This is a genomic window from Nocardiopsis ansamitocini (assembly GCF_030268225.1).
Taxonomy (GTDB): Bacteria; Actinomycetota; Actinomycetes; order Streptosporangiales; family Streptosporangiaceae; genus Nocardiopsis_D; species Nocardiopsis_D ansamitocini.
Window position 1 is genome coordinate 1204843 of sequence record NZ_BSQG01000001.1, and the last position, 14195, is coordinate 1219037.

The 14195-nt window shown below is 67.7% G+C and carries 13 protein-coding genes; 5 read left to right on the top strand and 8 right to left on the bottom strand.

All coding sequences use genetic code 11. From position 1 onward, the window contains the following. Positions 1-5: 5 nt before the first annotated feature. Positions 6-3041 carry a UPF0182 family membrane protein gene (locus QSJ59_RS05425; protein ID WP_285757563.1) on the bottom strand — a complete coding sequence of 1012 codons (3036 nt, stop codon included), beginning with the start codon at positions 3039-3041 and terminating at the stop codon, positions 6-8. A 399-nt stretch (positions 3042-3440) separates the two neighbouring features. Between QSJ59_RS05425 and QSJ59_RS05430 the strand changes: the two genes are divergently transcribed. Then, complete coding sequence (locus QSJ59_RS05430; protein ID WP_285757564.1) at positions 3441-3962, top strand: PPA1309 family protein; 522 nt, start codon at positions 3441-3443, stop codon at positions 3960-3962. 75 nt (positions 3963-4037) lie between these two features. Here QSJ59_RS05430 and QSJ59_RS05435 read toward each other — a convergent pair whose 3' ends face one another. The 3 genes from QSJ59_RS05435 to QSJ59_RS05445 are packed head-to-tail and all read right to left on the bottom strand — an operon-like array spanning position 4038 to position 6723. Further along, on the bottom strand, positions 4038-5084 hold the full coding sequence (locus QSJ59_RS05435; RefSeq protein WP_285757565.1) for a YlbL family protein: 1047 nt from the start codon (positions 5082-5084) through the stop codon (positions 4038-4040). 51 nt (positions 5085-5135) lie between these two features. Beyond that, on the bottom strand, positions 5136-5573 hold the full coding sequence (locus QSJ59_RS05440; RefSeq protein WP_285757566.1) for a molybdenum cofactor biosynthesis protein MoaE: 438 nt from the start codon (positions 5571-5573) through the stop codon (positions 5136-5138). Positions 5574-5598: 25 nt separating this feature from the next. Next, on the bottom strand, positions 5599-6723 hold the full coding sequence (locus QSJ59_RS05445; protein WP_285757567.1) for an NAD-dependent epimerase/dehydratase family protein: 1125 nt from the start codon (positions 6721-6723) through the stop codon (positions 5599-5601). Positions 6724-6784: 61 nt separating this feature from the next. Between QSJ59_RS05445 and QSJ59_RS05450 the strand changes: the two genes are divergently transcribed. Then, the gene (locus QSJ59_RS05450; protein WP_285757568.1) at positions 6785-8191 is read left to right on the top strand and encodes a zinc-dependent metalloprotease; all 1407 of its coding nucleotides are present in this window, start codon (positions 6785-6787) and stop codon (positions 8189-8191) included. Then, the gene (locus QSJ59_RS05455) at positions 8188-8751 is read left to right on the top strand and encodes an NUDIX hydrolase (RefSeq protein WP_285757569.1); all 564 of its coding nucleotides are present in this window, start codon (positions 8188-8190) and stop codon (positions 8749-8751) included. Before QSJ59_RS05450 ends, QSJ59_RS05455 begins: the two co-directional genes overlap by 4 nt. Here the strand turns inward: QSJ59_RS05455 and QSJ59_RS05460 are convergent. Beyond that, positions 8748-9728, bottom strand: a complete 981-nt coding sequence (locus QSJ59_RS05460) for a YbgA family protein (RefSeq protein ID WP_285757570.1) — start codon at positions 9726-9728, stop codon at positions 8748-8750. The two genes, QSJ59_RS05455 and QSJ59_RS05460, sit on opposite strands and share 4 nt — an antisense overlap. Positions 9729-9891: 163 nt before the next feature. On the opposite strand from QSJ59_RS05460, the gene QSJ59_RS05465 reads away from it, so the two are divergent. Continuing rightward, positions 9892-11205, top strand: coding sequence for a cryptochrome/photolyase family protein (locus QSJ59_RS05465; protein ID WP_285757571.1), 1314 nt, complete (start codon positions 9892-9894; stop codon positions 11203-11205). A 70-nt stretch (positions 11206-11275) separates the two neighbouring features. Here the strand turns inward: QSJ59_RS05465 and QSJ59_RS05470 are convergent, their stop codons facing one another. Next, positions 11276-11818 carry a M48 metallopeptidase family protein gene (locus QSJ59_RS05470; protein WP_285757572.1) on the bottom strand — a complete coding sequence of 181 codons (543 nt, stop codon included), beginning with the start codon at positions 11816-11818 and terminating at the stop codon, positions 11276-11278. 252 nt (positions 11819-12070) lie between these two features. Between QSJ59_RS05470 and QSJ59_RS05475 the strand changes: the two genes are divergently transcribed. After that, positions 12071-13372, top strand: a complete 1302-nt coding sequence (locus QSJ59_RS05475; protein ID WP_285757573.1) for an ABC1 kinase family protein — start codon at positions 12071-12073, stop codon at positions 13370-13372. A 74-nt stretch (positions 13373-13446) separates the two neighbouring features. Here the strand turns inward: QSJ59_RS05475 and QSJ59_RS05480 are convergent, their stop codons facing one another. Together QSJ59_RS05480 and QSJ59_RS05485 are read right to left on the bottom strand one after the other, a co-directional pair. Then, on the bottom strand, positions 13447-13608 hold the full coding sequence (locus QSJ59_RS05480) for a hypothetical protein (protein WP_285757944.1): 162 nt from the start codon (positions 13606-13608) through the stop codon (positions 13447-13449). 75 nt (positions 13609-13683) lie between these two features. Beyond that, complete coding sequence (locus QSJ59_RS05485) at positions 13684-13962, bottom strand: WhiB family transcriptional regulator (protein WP_285757574.1); 279 nt, start codon at positions 13960-13962, stop codon at positions 13684-13686. Positions 13963-14195 lie beyond the last annotated feature (233 nt).

Here is a 14195-nt window from a genome sequence, read left to right on the forward strand (position 1 = left end):
CCCGTCTAGGAACCGTCGCCGCCGGCGTCTTGAGACGCGGCGTCGGCGCGGTCCAGGGCATCCTTCAGCCGCTCGTTGGCCTCGCCGTAGGCCGCGAAGTCACCCTCACGCAGTGCCTCCTGGCCTTCGTCGTAGGCCTTGGCCGCGTCGTCCAGGGCATCTGCGAGATCCCCGCTGGGAGCTGCGCCTCCACCGGTGGAGCCCTCGGCGGGCGGTTCTTCCCCGCCCTCTCCCGGAGAGGGCAGGGGCCCGGTGTCGCCCTCGAAGAGGTTGTTCAGTGCCGTCTGGAGGTCGCTTCCGATGGCCACCTCGTTGCCGAAGCCCACCAGCACCTGCTGCAGCAGCGGGTAGGACGCCTGGTCGCTGCCCCCGGCCTGTACGTAGAGCGGCTCCACGTAGAGCAGGCCGCCCGCGAAGGGCAGGGTGAGCAGGTTCCCGTAGGTGACCCGAGCCGAGCTCTGCTCCAACGGGAGCAGCACCTCGCGCACGTCGGCCGACGCCTGGAAGGCGTTCTGCACCTGACCCGGCCCCGGAATCGGAGTGCTTCGGGGCAGTTCGAGAAGCCTGAGCTGACCGTAGTTCTCCGATGACGCGTCGCTGTCCACCGCCATGAACGCGGCCAGGTTCTCACGACCGCGCGGAACGAAGGTCGAGGTGAGCGAGAAGGTTCCCGCCTCGTCGCCCGGGAAGCGCAGCGTCTGACGGTAGGGCGGCTCCGGGTTGTCGCCGTCCTTGGTCGGGTCGGCCGGGACGTTCCAGAAGTCCTGACCGCCGTAGAAGGCGTTGGCGTCGGTGATGTGGTAGCGCTTGAGGATCTCGCGCTGGACCTTGAACAGGTCGTCCGGGTAGCGCAGGTGCGACCCGAGGTCGTCGCTGATCTCCTTCTTCTCGGTGATGACCTCGGGGAACGCCTTGGCCCAGGTCTTGAGCACCGGGTCGCTCTCGTCCCAGCCGTAGAGCGTCACCGTACCGTCGTAGGCGTCCACGGTGGCCTTGACCGAGTTGCGGATGTAGTTGACCCGGTTGCCGGGCAGTGCGTTCACCGCGGTGGTGCCTTGGGTGAAGGTGTCGGTGGTGGCGTTGGCCAGGTCGATCTGAGTCGCGTAAGGGTAGCCGTTGGACGTGGTGTAGGCGTCCAGGACCCACTGGATCTTGCCGTCGACCACAGTCGGGTAGGGCTTGCCGTCAACGGTCAGGAACGGCGCGACCTTCTCGACGCGGTCGGCGGGGTCGCGGGTGTAGAGGATCTGCGAGTTACTGCTGATCTCACTGTTCAGGAGGATGTCGACCTCCTGGTACTTCACCGCGTAGAGCAGTTTGTCGAAGAAGTTGCTGAGCCGGACGCCGCCGTCACCGTCGTAGCGGTTGGTGGCCTGGCCACTGTCGTTCTCCGAGGTGCTTCCCTCTGCCGCGGGGTCGTCGCCGCCGGCCGGTGCCTCCGGGGCCGGGGACTCGGTGTCTGCGGCAGCCTGCTGGCCGTCACCAGGGGCAGGTGCGTCGTCCGCGGTGGGCGTGGGGCTCGGGGTGGGGGTCGGGGTGACCGCGTCCTCCACAGTGGGGACGTCGGCCTCCTGGCCGTCCAACGGGTAGTCGTACTCGTTCTCGGCGTTGACGATCACGTACTCGGCGCCTTCGCGGCCGAAGTAGATCCGCGGCTCGTAACCGTCGCCGATCTCGGAGAGGTCACCGGTCGGCGGAACGTTGTACTCGGTGAAGACCGGGCGCCCCTCGGCGTCCACCTGGTTGCCGGTTGCCGCGACCATGCCGAAGCCGTGCGTGTAGACCAGGTGGCGGTTGAACCAGTTGTCCTGGTCGGTGGGTGGTCCGCTGAGTTCACGGGCGGCAATGATGGTGTCCACCGTGTCGCCCTCAGGAGTGGTGTAGCGGTCGACGTCCAGGACCTCGGGGAACTGGTAGAAGCCGCGGACCTGCTGGAGTTGTTGGAAGGTCTGGGAAACCACGGCGGGGTCGACCAGGCGCACACTGGGGATGGTCTCGGCCTCGGCCGAGAGTTCCGCGGTGGTGAGCTCGGAACGGGCGTCGTAGTTGGTGACCTCGGCGGTGTCCACTCCGTAGGCGGCACGGGTGGCGTCGATGTTGCGCTGGATGTAGGGGTTCTCCAGCCGCTGCTCGTTGGGCGAGACGGTGATCTGCTGGACGATCGCCGGGTAGACGCCACCGATCAGGACCGCCGAGAGCACCAGGAGGCCGAGGCTGACCATCGGCACCATGGCGTTCTTGAAGTAGATGTTGGCGAAGAACAGAACCGCGCACACGATCGAGATGATGAACAGGATCAGCTTCGCGTAGAGCACCGCGTTGACGTCCGTGTAGGACGCGCCGAAGGTGTATCCGCGGTCCGAGAAGACCAGGCCGTAGCGGTCCAGCCAGTAGGCGGCAGCCTTGAGCAGGACGAACGCGCCGAGAAGGATCGACAGGTGGACCCGGGCGGCCGGGGTGGCCCGCTGCCCCTGGGACTGCAGCCGCACGCCGCCGTACAGGTAGTGCACGATGACCGCGGCGATGAAGGCGATGACCACTGCGGCGAACAGGTAGCCGAGGATCACCCGCAGGAAGGGGTAGATGAAGGTGAAGAAGCCGACGTCGATACCGAACTGCGGGTCGTTGACCCCGAAGTCGGTGGCGTTGACGAATTGGAGATAGGTCTGCCAGTCACCGCTGGCGGACGCTCCGGTGAGCAGGGCGAGCGCGCCGACGACACCCAGGAAGAAGAGCCTGCGGTGCGGGTCGATGGAAGCGCGGTAGCGGTCGAGCCCCTGCTGTTCGAGGCTGAAGGGCCGGTAGGCGGGCCGGGTGCGGTAGGCGAAATAGACGCTCGCGCCGACGACGAGGGCCATGATGAGGCCACCGGCGGCGAAGAGCAGTGCTCGTGTCCTCAGCTCGGTCCAGAAGACCGAGGTGAAGCCAACCGAGTCAAACCACTTGTAGTCGGTCCAGAAATTCGCGGCGAACATGATGCCGGCGATGATGACGACCACGGCTGCCGCGACTGGCGCGAGCAAACGAGATCGTCGAGGCATACGCGCAGACGGTGCGCCGGGCGATCGGAAGCTCACGCCTCCCCCTCGTTCCTACATGGGTGTCGTCGGGCGGGCGCTCGGGCAGGGCACGGGTCTTTGCGGGACCGTGTGGCGGCCTGCCCCGAAATCACCCGCCGTACTGGTCGTAAATCGTTTAGGGCTGTCGGGAGCTTGTGGACACGGGCACGGGGGTGCCCTCATCCTGGCAACTTATTGCGGCCGCGTGGGGTTCCCGTTTCACCGCGCCGAAACCGGGTCGAGATGTCTTCGACACCGAAATCACCGCGCGCCACGATTACCGGACCGCCTCAGCCGCGCTCCCGACCTTACTCGCAGCCGCCGCGGCAGGCTCTGGGGCGCGGTGGAGCGGGAATCGGTGAAACAGGGGACACTGGTGCGGTGTCTTTCAACATTCGCGAAGCCGTCCTGGAGCTGGAACGCCACGCCTCCGCTCAGGGCTGGGACCAGCCGGCGCGGGTGTACGCGCTGGTACCGACCACCGACCTTGTCGAGCGCGAACCGCAGCTCGCCCGGATGCTGGGGTTGAGCGGGGACGTCAGCCCCGATGATCTGACCCCGATCGAACAGGAGCCGCTGGCCGCGGACGTGCCGCTGGAAGAGTCGTTGGGGCGCATCGCCTGGCCGGAGACGGTCACCGGATGCGCGCTGGTGCTGGAGCGGCTGGTCGTGCAAGGCTCCGACGCGACCCTCGACCCGCCGGAGCGCGGTGACGTGGGCGCATGGGCCAAGAGCCAGCCGGGCAGTGACGAGGTGCGGATGGTCGCGGCGGTACTACGCGACGGCGCACGGCACGCGGCCCTGCGGATCCGCAGTTACGACATCGATGACCAGGTACTCAACGGCGAAGACCTCGTACCTGCGTTGACCTCGGCGCTGTCACTCACCTTCGAGGAGGAGTAGGGCGCCGGGCTCGCTGTCGTCCGTCCTGTGCGGGGATGCTTAGAAGCGTCCCCGCACAGGACGGCCCCTCCGCCCCTAGCAGCGAGGCAGCTCGTTCAGTCCCTCCCCGCTGCGGATGATCGCCAGGGAATCCACCGCTTCGCCGAGGGTGGAGACCTTGACGACCTCGATCTCGCCGGTCGCGGCGGAATCGAAGGTCTGGCTGCAACTGTCGGCGGCTACGAAGAAGTACTCCGCTCCTTCGCGCTTGGCGCTGACCATCTTCTGCTCCACGCCGCTGACCCCACCGACGTTGCCTTCGATGTCGATGGTTCCGCTTCCGGCGACATTGCTCCCCCCGGTGAGACTCTCCGGGCTGAGCCGGTCGATGATGCCGAGCGCGAACATCATCCCGGCGCTGGGGCCTCCGACCTCGCCGACGCTGATGTTCACCTCGAACGGAAAGACGATGTCGTTGCCGATGGTCGCACCGATAACGGGGTCCTTGTCGTCGGACTCCTCTGTGACCAGTTCGATGTCCTTGCGTTCACCGTCCCGCTCGACGGTGAGGGTGACGGGGTCGCCTGGAGAGCGCTCGCGCACCGCGGAGACGGTCGCCTCACTGTCGGCGACCTCCTGCCCGTCCACGGCGACGATGACGTCCTTCAGTTCGAGGACGCCCTCGGCAGGAAGGCCCTCGGTGATCCCCGCGACGATCGGGATGGTCCGATACTCCTCCCCCAGTTCGGTGAGCGCCGCGGCGATGGCGTCGTTCTGGGAGTCGTCCATCTGGAGGGTCTGATTCTGGCTGATCTCCTCGACGCTGCGATCAGGGGGGAAGATCGCCTCTTCCGGGAGTACGGCCTGGCTGGGCGAGAGCCAGGCACTCAGTGCGGTGAAGAGGTCCACGCGCGCCCCGGGCCCCCCGGCGTACTGGACGGTGACCATGGACAGCTCGCCGTCATGCTCGAAACTGTCGCGACCCTCGACCTGGATGACCTGCTCGCCGTCGAGCTCGCCCAGGGTGTTCAGGGCGAGTCCGGGCGAGGCAACGAGGTAGGGCACATGGAGGAAGACTCCGGCGACCGCGAAGCCGGCCAGCAGCACGGCTGCGACGATCAGGGTCATGGCGCGATGGAACATGCCGGCAAGCCTATGTCGCGCGGGGGCCACCCGTATCGCGCCCCGCAGCAGTCAGCAGGCCCCGACCCATTCGGCCTCTCCGTCGGCGAACAACTGGTTCTTCCAGATGGGGACCTCGGCCTTGATGTCGTCGATCAGCCGTCGACAGGCGTCGAACGCCTCTTCCCGGTGCGAGGCCGCGGCGGCCACGACGACGGCGAGGTCACCGACGGCGAGGTCACCGACCCGGTGCAGTGCGGCGACCTTCCAGACTGCGCGGCCTTCGCTCCCCGTCTGGGCGACGACTCGGTGCAGCACGTCCCGCATCCGGTCGGGAGCACTGGGGTGGGCCGAGTAGCTCAACGTGGTGACCCCGCGGCCATGGTCGTGATCACGCACCGTGCCGACGAAGAAAGCGGTCCCTCCGGCACGGTCGTCTGCCACGGCGCTGATGACCTCGTCGACCGACAGGGCGGTGTCGCGCAGCTCGGCGAGCATGATGGATTCCACGCCCCGACCGTATCAACTCGCCCGGTCAGCCCTTTCGTCGCTTGCGGATGTGGTGTGCCGCCACGGCGGTGCCGATCGCGGCGACCGCGGCCCCGGCCGCGCTGGCAGCGGTGATGGTGACCTCCTTGCGGCCCAGGGTCCGTCCGACCAGGGCCGGCCTGCCCGACCGGTGGTCCAGGAGCGCTCTCAGGACCTCGCTGTTGTCGTATGCGGGACGCCACCCGGCCTCGCGCAGCCCCGCGCAGTCCACCACGCACGGATAGACGAGGAACTTGAGCTCGCTGACGGGGCTCGGGGTGATGCCGGCCCGATGCAGCCGCTGGACGGCGCCGAACGCGAGGTTGGCGGGCAGTTCGAAACCGCGCAACTGCGCGATCCCCTGGGCCTCCTCCTGACTCAGGGAACCGTCGCAACCGACCGCGAGCGAGTCCTCACTGTCCTCGCCCTTGTTGTGCACCACGAAGTCCAGCGCGCTGACGAGGTCGTCGACGTGGCAGAACTGCCATGACTGTGCGCAGCCCTTGACCGCCAGCAGTCTCGGAGCGGAGAAATGTCGGCTGAGCAGGGTGTCCATGCCGGGGCCGACGAGGGGAGCCGGGCGCACAACGGTGACGGACAATCCGGGGTGGGCGCGCCTGGCCAGGGCCGCCAGCTCCTCGATCTCCACGAAGTCACCGACGAGGCTCGCCCCGGCCTCGCCGACCATGGCAGAGTCCTCGGGCAGGGGGACGGGATTGTCGGGGGCCGCGCCGTAGACCATGGTGCTGGTGATGAGGACCACGCGAGGGACGCGCTGGGCGGCTGCGGCGGTCAGGACCGTCTGCACCGCACGAATATTGCGGGCGCGGCGCTCCCGTGGCTGGGTTTCCGGGGAACGGTCGTCATCGGCGTGCACCAAGACGTCCACCCCGGCCAGTTCTGCGGCCAGCCGGGGATCGCAGACGTCGGTGAGACGCCAGTCCGGTCCCACGGTTTCACCCCGGTGGTCGTCGATCGCGACAACTGTGGTGACGCGGTCGGAACCCTCGTCCGACAGCAGACGTTCAACCAGCATGCGACCCACTCCGGCTGCGGCTCCCGTAACCGCGACGACCAGGCGTTGGGCGGGGTGGCTGTGCTGTGGGCGAACCTGGCTGGATTGAGTACTCACTCCGGGCGGCTCCCAGCTAACGTGACAGTGGAGACATTCCTATCCTGCCCGAGGTCTAATCGTGAGCGACCTACCTTTTGGTTTCAGCATGCCGAACGATCCGGACGACGAGTCGGGGCGCCAGTCGGGCGGCTCCGACGCGGGTGCCGGCGGTCACGGCGGCCCAGGCGGTGACCTTCCCAACATGCCGCCCGGCGGATTCCCGTTCGGTGATCCGCAGCAGATGGCGCAGATGCTGCGCCAGTTCGCCGACATGATGTCGGCACAGCCCCCGCAGGGATCCGGCCAGTCCGGCGGCTCGGGGAGCGGCATCAACTGGGATTCCGCCAAGAACATCGCGCGCCACACCGTCTCCCAGCACGGTGACCCCAGCGTGGGTGCCGTCGACTACGCCCAGGTGCAGGAGGCGCTGCGCCTGGCGGACCTGTGGCTGAACGAGGCCACGGCACTGCCCTCGGGCGTGCACACGATGGAGGGCTGGAGCCGCTCGGAGTGGGTCGAGAAGACCATGCCGACCTGGTCGCAGTTGTGCGAGCCGTTGACCGGACGCATCGTCGAATCCATGGGGCAGACCCTGCCCGAGGAGATGAGCGCGATGGCCGGCCCCCTGCTGGGCATGATCCGCCAGATGGGCGGCATGCTGGTGGGCCAACAGGCGGGGCAGGCGATCGGTGAGCTCGCTCGCGAGGTCATCGGCTCGACCGATGTGGGCCTGCCGCTCGCCGGCGAGGGGCGTGCGGCGCTGCTCCCCGAAGGGGTGCGCAACTTCGGCGAGGGCCTGAACATCCCCTTGGAGGAGGTTCGCCTGTACCTCGCGGCGCGCGAGGTCGCCCATCACCGGCTGTTCGGGCACGTCCCGTGGTTGCGGTCGCACGTGTTCAGCCTGGTCGAGGAGTATGCGCTCGGCATGTCCTTCGACATGAGCGGGCTGGAGGAGAAGCTCGGCCGGATCGACATCAACAACCCGGAGGCGATCCAGGAGGCACTGTCGGGGGACGAGGGCCAAGGGCTGTTCCAGACCCAGGACACACCGCGGCAGAAGGCTTCGCTTGCTCGTTTGGAGACGGCGTTGGCCCTGATCGAGGGCTGGGTGTCCACGGTGGTGGACGCAGCCGTGACCGAACGGCTGCCACAGTCCTCGGCCCTGAGCGAGGCCCTGCGCCGCAAGCGTGCGTCGGGTGGCCCGGCCGAGCACACCTTCGCCACTCTGGTGGGTCTGGAACTGCGGCCACGGCGCCTCCGGGAGGCAGCAGCCCTGTGGACTGCGCTGGTCGAGGCGCGCGGCATCGACGGCCGTGACGCAGTGTGGGAGCACCCCGACCTGATGCCCTCGGGCTCCGACCTGGACGACCCCGCCGGGTTCGTGAACGGCCAGGGTGCCGCTGACGACCTCGACATCTCCCAGTTCACTCAGGAGAGGCCGGACGACGGTGGGTCCGAGGAACGCGGCGACGAGGGCGGCCGGTGAACCAGCTGTTCCTGGACGCCAGATCCGTGCTGGACTCCTGGCGTGCGCCCGACGCACGCCAGGAGGAGCTGCGGGTGGAGTACTTGGCCCACCTGGAGCGCCACCCCGACGCGATGTCGCGATCGTGCCTGCCCGGCCACCTCACGGCGAGCGCCGCCCTGTTGGACGCCGACGGTGAGCGCACGGCCCTGACCCTGCACGCCAAGCTCAAGATGTGGCTGCAGCTGGGCGGTCACTGCGAGGAGGCCGACTCCTCCCTGGCCGGGGCCGCGCTGCGCGAGGCCGTGGAGGAGTCCGGCGTCGCGGGGGTTCGGCTGCTGCCGGTCCCCGTGCGGCTGGACCGGCACGCGGTGCCGTGCGGTGGCGGGTCCTGGCACCTGGACGTCCAGTACGCCGCGGTGGCCCCGCCCGACGCGCCCCTGGTCATCGACTCCGCCGAGTCCGACGACCTGCGATGGTTCCCCATCGGGGAACTGCCCGATTCGGCGGACTCCGCCTGTCGTGCCCTGGTCGCGGCGGCTGCGGCGAGGGTACGCGCCGAAACCGCCGCCCCCCGCTAGGCGGGGATGACCGTGTTGCGCAGTGAGAGCTCATCGGGGTAGGGCGCCAGGTAGGTCTGCTCGCGTGCCCATACGACGCGCTCTGCGGCGCAGTGGTGGCGCAGCAGATGGATGGGCACACTCAACGGCAGGTGACCCGCCCGGTAGCCCCTGATGGCCTCCAGGATGTCGTGACGGCGCACGTCGTCCAGCCGTGGGCCCACCATGCCGAGGACGTGCTGCAGGACGTTGACGTGTTTTCCCGGGCTGGCCTTGTGCTCCATTGCCGCGACGAACGCCTGGGTGTAGTCGGCCTCGATGCGCTCGGGGTCGTCGGTGCCTGCCTTGGCGACGATACGGCCCGTACGGCGATAGCCGTCGGGTTGGTGCGCCATCAGCTGGAACTTGTGCCGCGAGTGGAATGCGATCAGGTCGCGGGGGCGCCAGCCCTCGGCGAACAGGGCGCGCAACCGGGCGCGGGCGAAGACCCGTTCCACGAAATGCTCGCGCAGGCCGGGGTCGGAGAGGCGGCCCTGTTCCTCCACGGGGAGTTCGGGGCACAGTTCGGTGAGACGGGCGGCGAAGACGCCGCGGCCCTTTCCTTCGACACGGCGGGTGTCCTCGAACACCGGCATCCCGAAGAGTCCGCAGCTCGGCGAGCGGTTCTTCAGGACGTAACCGTCGAGTTCGCGGAGGCTGCGGAGGTGGCGGTCGGCGACGGCGGCGAGGGCATCGGTGTGATCGGTCCCGCTCTTGGTTGCGACGGCCCGGGGCCCGATGTCGGAATTCTCCAGTCGCAGGGTCTCCCGGGGCGTGCCCAGTCCGATCTCGGCCTCGGGACAGACCGGCTTCCAGTCGACGAAGGGGTCGAGGGTGTCGGTGAGGAAACGGTGTCGGGAGTGCCCGCCGTTGTAGCGGACAGGAGCGCCCAGGAGGCAGCTCGACACACCGATCCGGGGGCGCGCGTCCAGCGGGCGTTCCAGCGGCAGGATGGTCATATCGGGGCTGGTACCCGTGTCGGTGACGGCCAATCGCGTGGAAGCCGACGACAGTTTTCCACAGGCGGGAGATTTTCGCGGCGAAGCGGCGCGGGGACCTGTTCACTGGAATGTGCACGATGCGGACGTCCTTTGCCGCAGATATCGATACCGAGGAGACAGTGTGTCCACGATCGTGGTGTTGTTCACCCGGGACCTGCGGTTGCACGACCACCCAGCGCTGCATTCGGCCCTGTCCGAGGGGCACCGAGTGGTTCCGTTGTTCGTCCTCGACCCCGCCGTGCTGGCCGGTGCCGCGCGCAACAGGATCGGCTACCTGGTGGAAGCCCTCGCCGACCTGCGCGAGGCGCTGCGCGAACGCGGCGGGGACCTGGTGGTCCGCAAGGGCGACACCGTCACCGAGACCATGCGGGTGGTCACCGAGGCGCAGGCCGATTCGGTGCATTACAGCCACGATGTGAGCGCGTTCGCGACCGCGCGCTCGCGCCGGTTGGACGCCGCGGCCCGAGGTGCCGGCGTGCGCACCCGGTCGTTTCCAGGGGTGTGCGTGGTACCGCCAGGGGAGGTGCGCCCCACGGGCGGTGACCACTACCGGGTGTTCACCCCGTTCTGGCGGGCCTGGGAGGCGGTGCAATGGCGACAGGCCCACCCGGCGCCCACCCGAGTCGCCATTGCGGAGACGGTCCCGGTGGGCCGGCTCCCCGAAGCGGATCTCGCCGACCGGTGGGGGGTCGGTTCCCTCTCCCCCGACCGTGGCCGCGGTGGGGAGACGATCGCACGCGAAGCGGTCCGCGCCTGGCTTGCCTCCGGTTTGGAGAGTTATCCGCAGATGCACGACGACCTCGCGGCCGACAAGACCTCGCGTCTCAGCGCTCACCTGCGGTTCGGGTGTGTCTCTCCTCTCGAACTCGCGCGGGTCGCCCGCGGCCGCCCAGGCGGTGACGAGTTCGTCCGTCAGCTGGCGTGGCGCGACTTCCACCACCAGGTCACCGCGGCCTTCCCCGACCTCAACCGGCGCGACTACCGCCCCCGGGACACCCCATGGCGTGACGACCCAACCGGTTTCGCCGCCTGGTGTGAGGGCCGTACCGGCATCCCGGTGGTGGACGCGGGGATGCGGCAGCTGATCCAGGAGGGGTTCATGCACAACCGGGCCCGGATGATCACGTCAGTGTTTTTGACCCGAAAACTGCTCGTGCACTGGAAGGCGGGAGCAGATCACTTTCATTCGCTCCTGGTCGACGGTGACATCGCCAACAACTACGGCAACTGGCAGTGGTCGGCGGGGACGGGCAACGACACCCGCCCGAACCGCCAGTTCAACCTCATGCGCCAGGCAAAGCGCTTCGACCCGCAGGGCGAGTACGTGCGCCGGTACGTACCCGAGCTCGCCGGTGTCGCCGGTGCGGCGGTGCACAGTCCCTGGAAGCCCGAGGTGGAGTCCGAGGGTTATCAGTTGCCGCTTCTGGAGTTGTGAGCGGCCGGTGCCCGGGCTGACCACACGCATCGCGCCCGCGCCGGTGCTCCGATCGGGACGGCTCCCCGTCCTACTCCTCCTCTGCCTCCAAGGTGTCGGGATCACCCGCGCTCAACCGGGGCGCGGCGGAGACCCCTTCGAGGTAGCCCCGGGCCCGTTCGGTACGGGGGTACCGGTTGGCGAGTTCCCAGAACTCCCGACCGTGGCCAGGCACGATGAGGTGGACGAGTTCATGGATCAGAACGTAGTCCACCACCCAGCCAGGCATTCCGGAGAGGCGTCGGGAGAGCCGAATCGATCCGTCCTCAGGAGTGCAGGACCCCCAGCGGGTGTTCTGGTTGTCCACCCACTTGACACTGGCCGGCTCGACGATCCCTCCGAGATAGCGCTCGGAAAGTTCGACCGCCCGGGCTTGGAGCGCGTCGTCGCTTGGGCGGCGACGCTCCTCACGGGCCTGAAGCCGTTCCAGCATGCGGTCCACCCAGCGCTTCTCTTCTGCGCGGGAGAAACTCGCGGGAACGAGGACAACCGTCTTGTCCCCGTCGCGATAGGCCGAGACGGTCCGCCGACGACGAGGACTCCGGCGCACCTCAACTCTTGGATTGGGCGGCACAATTTTAAGGTAGCTCAGAGTTGACAAGTGCCAAAGAGGGTGGATGAGAGTGTTTGTCGCGCAAAAAGCTCTATGTCGGCCCTACGTCCCTTGCCGCTCAATCGATCCAGCGCTCACATAGCCCCTGACCAGCAGAGAAAACAAACGTCCGCGAGTCCACATCCGGCCACGCAAACGCCGCGCCGAGCGGCAAACCGGGTGTTGGGCCGCCCCCGCACAGCCTCGCGTTATCACAGCGGCGACAATATGAGCGTGAGCGATCTGCCTCGACGCGCGTTCTCGCGCACAGCCAAACTGGCCTCTCTTCCTCTGAAGTACGCGGGCCGCAGTACGTTGGGCCTGGGACGCAGAATGAGCGGTCAGTCCGCCGACGATGTCAGCAGCGATATCCAGCGCCGCACCGCCGAGCACATTTTCGAGGTGCTCGGCGACCTCAAGGGCGGTGCGATGAAACTCGGACAGGCCCTCTCGGTGTTCGAGGCTGCCCTGCCCGAAGAGTTCGCCGAGCCCTACCGTGCCACCCTCACCAGGCTTCAGCAGGACGCACCGCCGATCCCCTCGGCGACCGTTCACCAGGTCCTGGCAACAAATCTGGGCAGTGACTGGCGCAACCTATTCACGTCCTTCGACGACTCCCCCGCCGCTGCGGCCTCCATCGGGCAGGTCCATCGGGCGGTGTGGTCGGACGGGCGGCCCGTAGCCGTCAAAGTGCAGTACCCCGGAGCGGGCAAGGCCCTGCTCACCGACTTTCACCAGCTTGCCCGGATCAGCAGGCTCTTCACGGTCGTCATGCCCGGCTTGGAGCTCAAACCGCTGCTCGCCGAGCTCAAGGACCGCATCATCGAAGAGCTGGACTACGGGTTGGAAGCGGATGCGCAGCAGGGGTTCTTCGATGCCTACGTCGACCATCCCGACTTCGCGATCCCGGGGGTCGTCGCCGGGCACGAGCAGGTGCTGATCAGCGAATGGCTGACCGGACGGCCCCTGTCGGAAATCATCACGGAGGGTTCTCAGGCCGAGCGTGACCGCGCGGGGCTGCTCTATATCCGGTTCCTGTTGTCGGGCCCTGAACTCGCCGGGCTCCTCCACGCCGACCCCCATCCCGGAAATTTCCGAATCCTGCCCGACGGACGCTTGGCCATCCTGGACTTCGGTGCCGTGAATCGACTGCCCGACGGTTTCCCCACGGCTTTCGGCCGGCTCATCCAGATCGGGCTGCGCGGTGATGCCGACAGCGTGCGCCAGAGCCTGGTGGAGGAAGGGTTTCTGCGCCCCGACTCCGAACTGGACCCACAACAGCTTCTGGACTTTCTTCTTCCCAGCGCCGAACCAGCGCGGCACGAACGTTTCGCCTTCAACCGGGACTGGCTGAGAGAAGAGGCCCAACGCCTCTTCGATCATTCGGGCGGGGTCGTCAAGGACTTGAACCTACCGCCGTCCTACATGCTTATTCATCGGGTGATCATGGCGGCTACCGGTGTGCTGTGCCAGTTGGAGGCCGATGTCCCCGTCCGCGGGGAGGTGGCCTCCTGGGTTCCCGGTTTCACCGACTGAGCACTGAAAACGGGGCCGGCCCCCGGTGTGACCACCAGGGGCCGGCAACAGCCTGCGAGAAGGGCTTAGCACCGTCAACACATCCGGGATATTCGCATTTCCATGAGTGCGTTTTCGACACGGCGCTGCTCACGCAGCTGCGCCCGGAGCTGTCGCGCGGAGAGGCGATGTTGCTGGCGCTCCCGCTTGACGTCAACGGTCTTCTGCAGGTTGATGAGTTCCTGAATGAGCATCATGTCCGGTTCCTTACACAGCTGAGAAGTTCTTGTCGGGCCAGCAGACGGCTTGGCCCGGGTGCCGAGCGTGCTGGATTACGCCGCGACCGGTTCGACGTTCTTTCGAGGACGCCCACGTGGGCGCTTGCGCGCGACGACCTGGCCGGCGACGAGCAATTCGCCTCCCCAGACCCCCCACGGCTCATGCCGGTCGAGGGCGTCCGCCAAGCAGCGGGCTCGGACCGGGCAGTCCGCGCAAAGAGCTTTGGCTGCCTCGACGTCCGCCGGAGCCTCGGCGAAGAAGAGGTCGGGCTGGGGCCGACACGGGATCGCGGCCTCGTCCAGCCACGGGGTCTCCAGGACCGACGCAAGCATCGGTGTCCTCCCTGATTCTTTGGTGATCAACGCGGTAGGCGACAACGACTGCCGAATCTCTCGATCCGACTTCAGGGACCTTGACCTGCGAGAAGCCTCATGACCGGGGTCTCCTGCAAGGGCAGGAGAGATCGGATGAGACACCAAAATGGCCGCGGCCCCACAAGTGGGGATCCGCGGCCACGGGAGGACTACCCGGCCTTTATGGACTAGACCGGACTACTCCGTGGACA

Excerpts from the sequence above, each read along its gene's own strand:
- QSJ59_RS05425 (WP_285757563.1), bottom strand. The coding sequence starts at position 3,041 with ATGCCTCGACGATCTCGTTTGCTCGCGCCAGTCGCGGCAGCCGTGGTC.
- QSJ59_RS05435 (WP_285757565.1), bottom strand. The coding sequence starts at position 5,084 with ATGTTCCATCGCGCCATGACCCTGATCGTCGCAGCCGTGCTGCTGGCC.
- QSJ59_RS05460 (WP_285757570.1), bottom strand. The coding sequence starts at position 9,728 with ATGACCATCCTGCCGCTGGAACGCCCGCTGGACGCGCGCCCCCGGATC.
- QSJ59_RS05480 (WP_285757944.1), bottom strand. The coding sequence starts at position 13,608 with ATGATGCTCATTCAGGAACTCATCAACCTGCAGAAGACCGTTGACGTC.
- QSJ59_RS05485 (WP_285757574.1), bottom strand. The coding sequence starts at position 13,962 with ATGCTTGCGTCGGTCCTGGAGACCCCGTGGCTGGACGAGGCCGCGATC.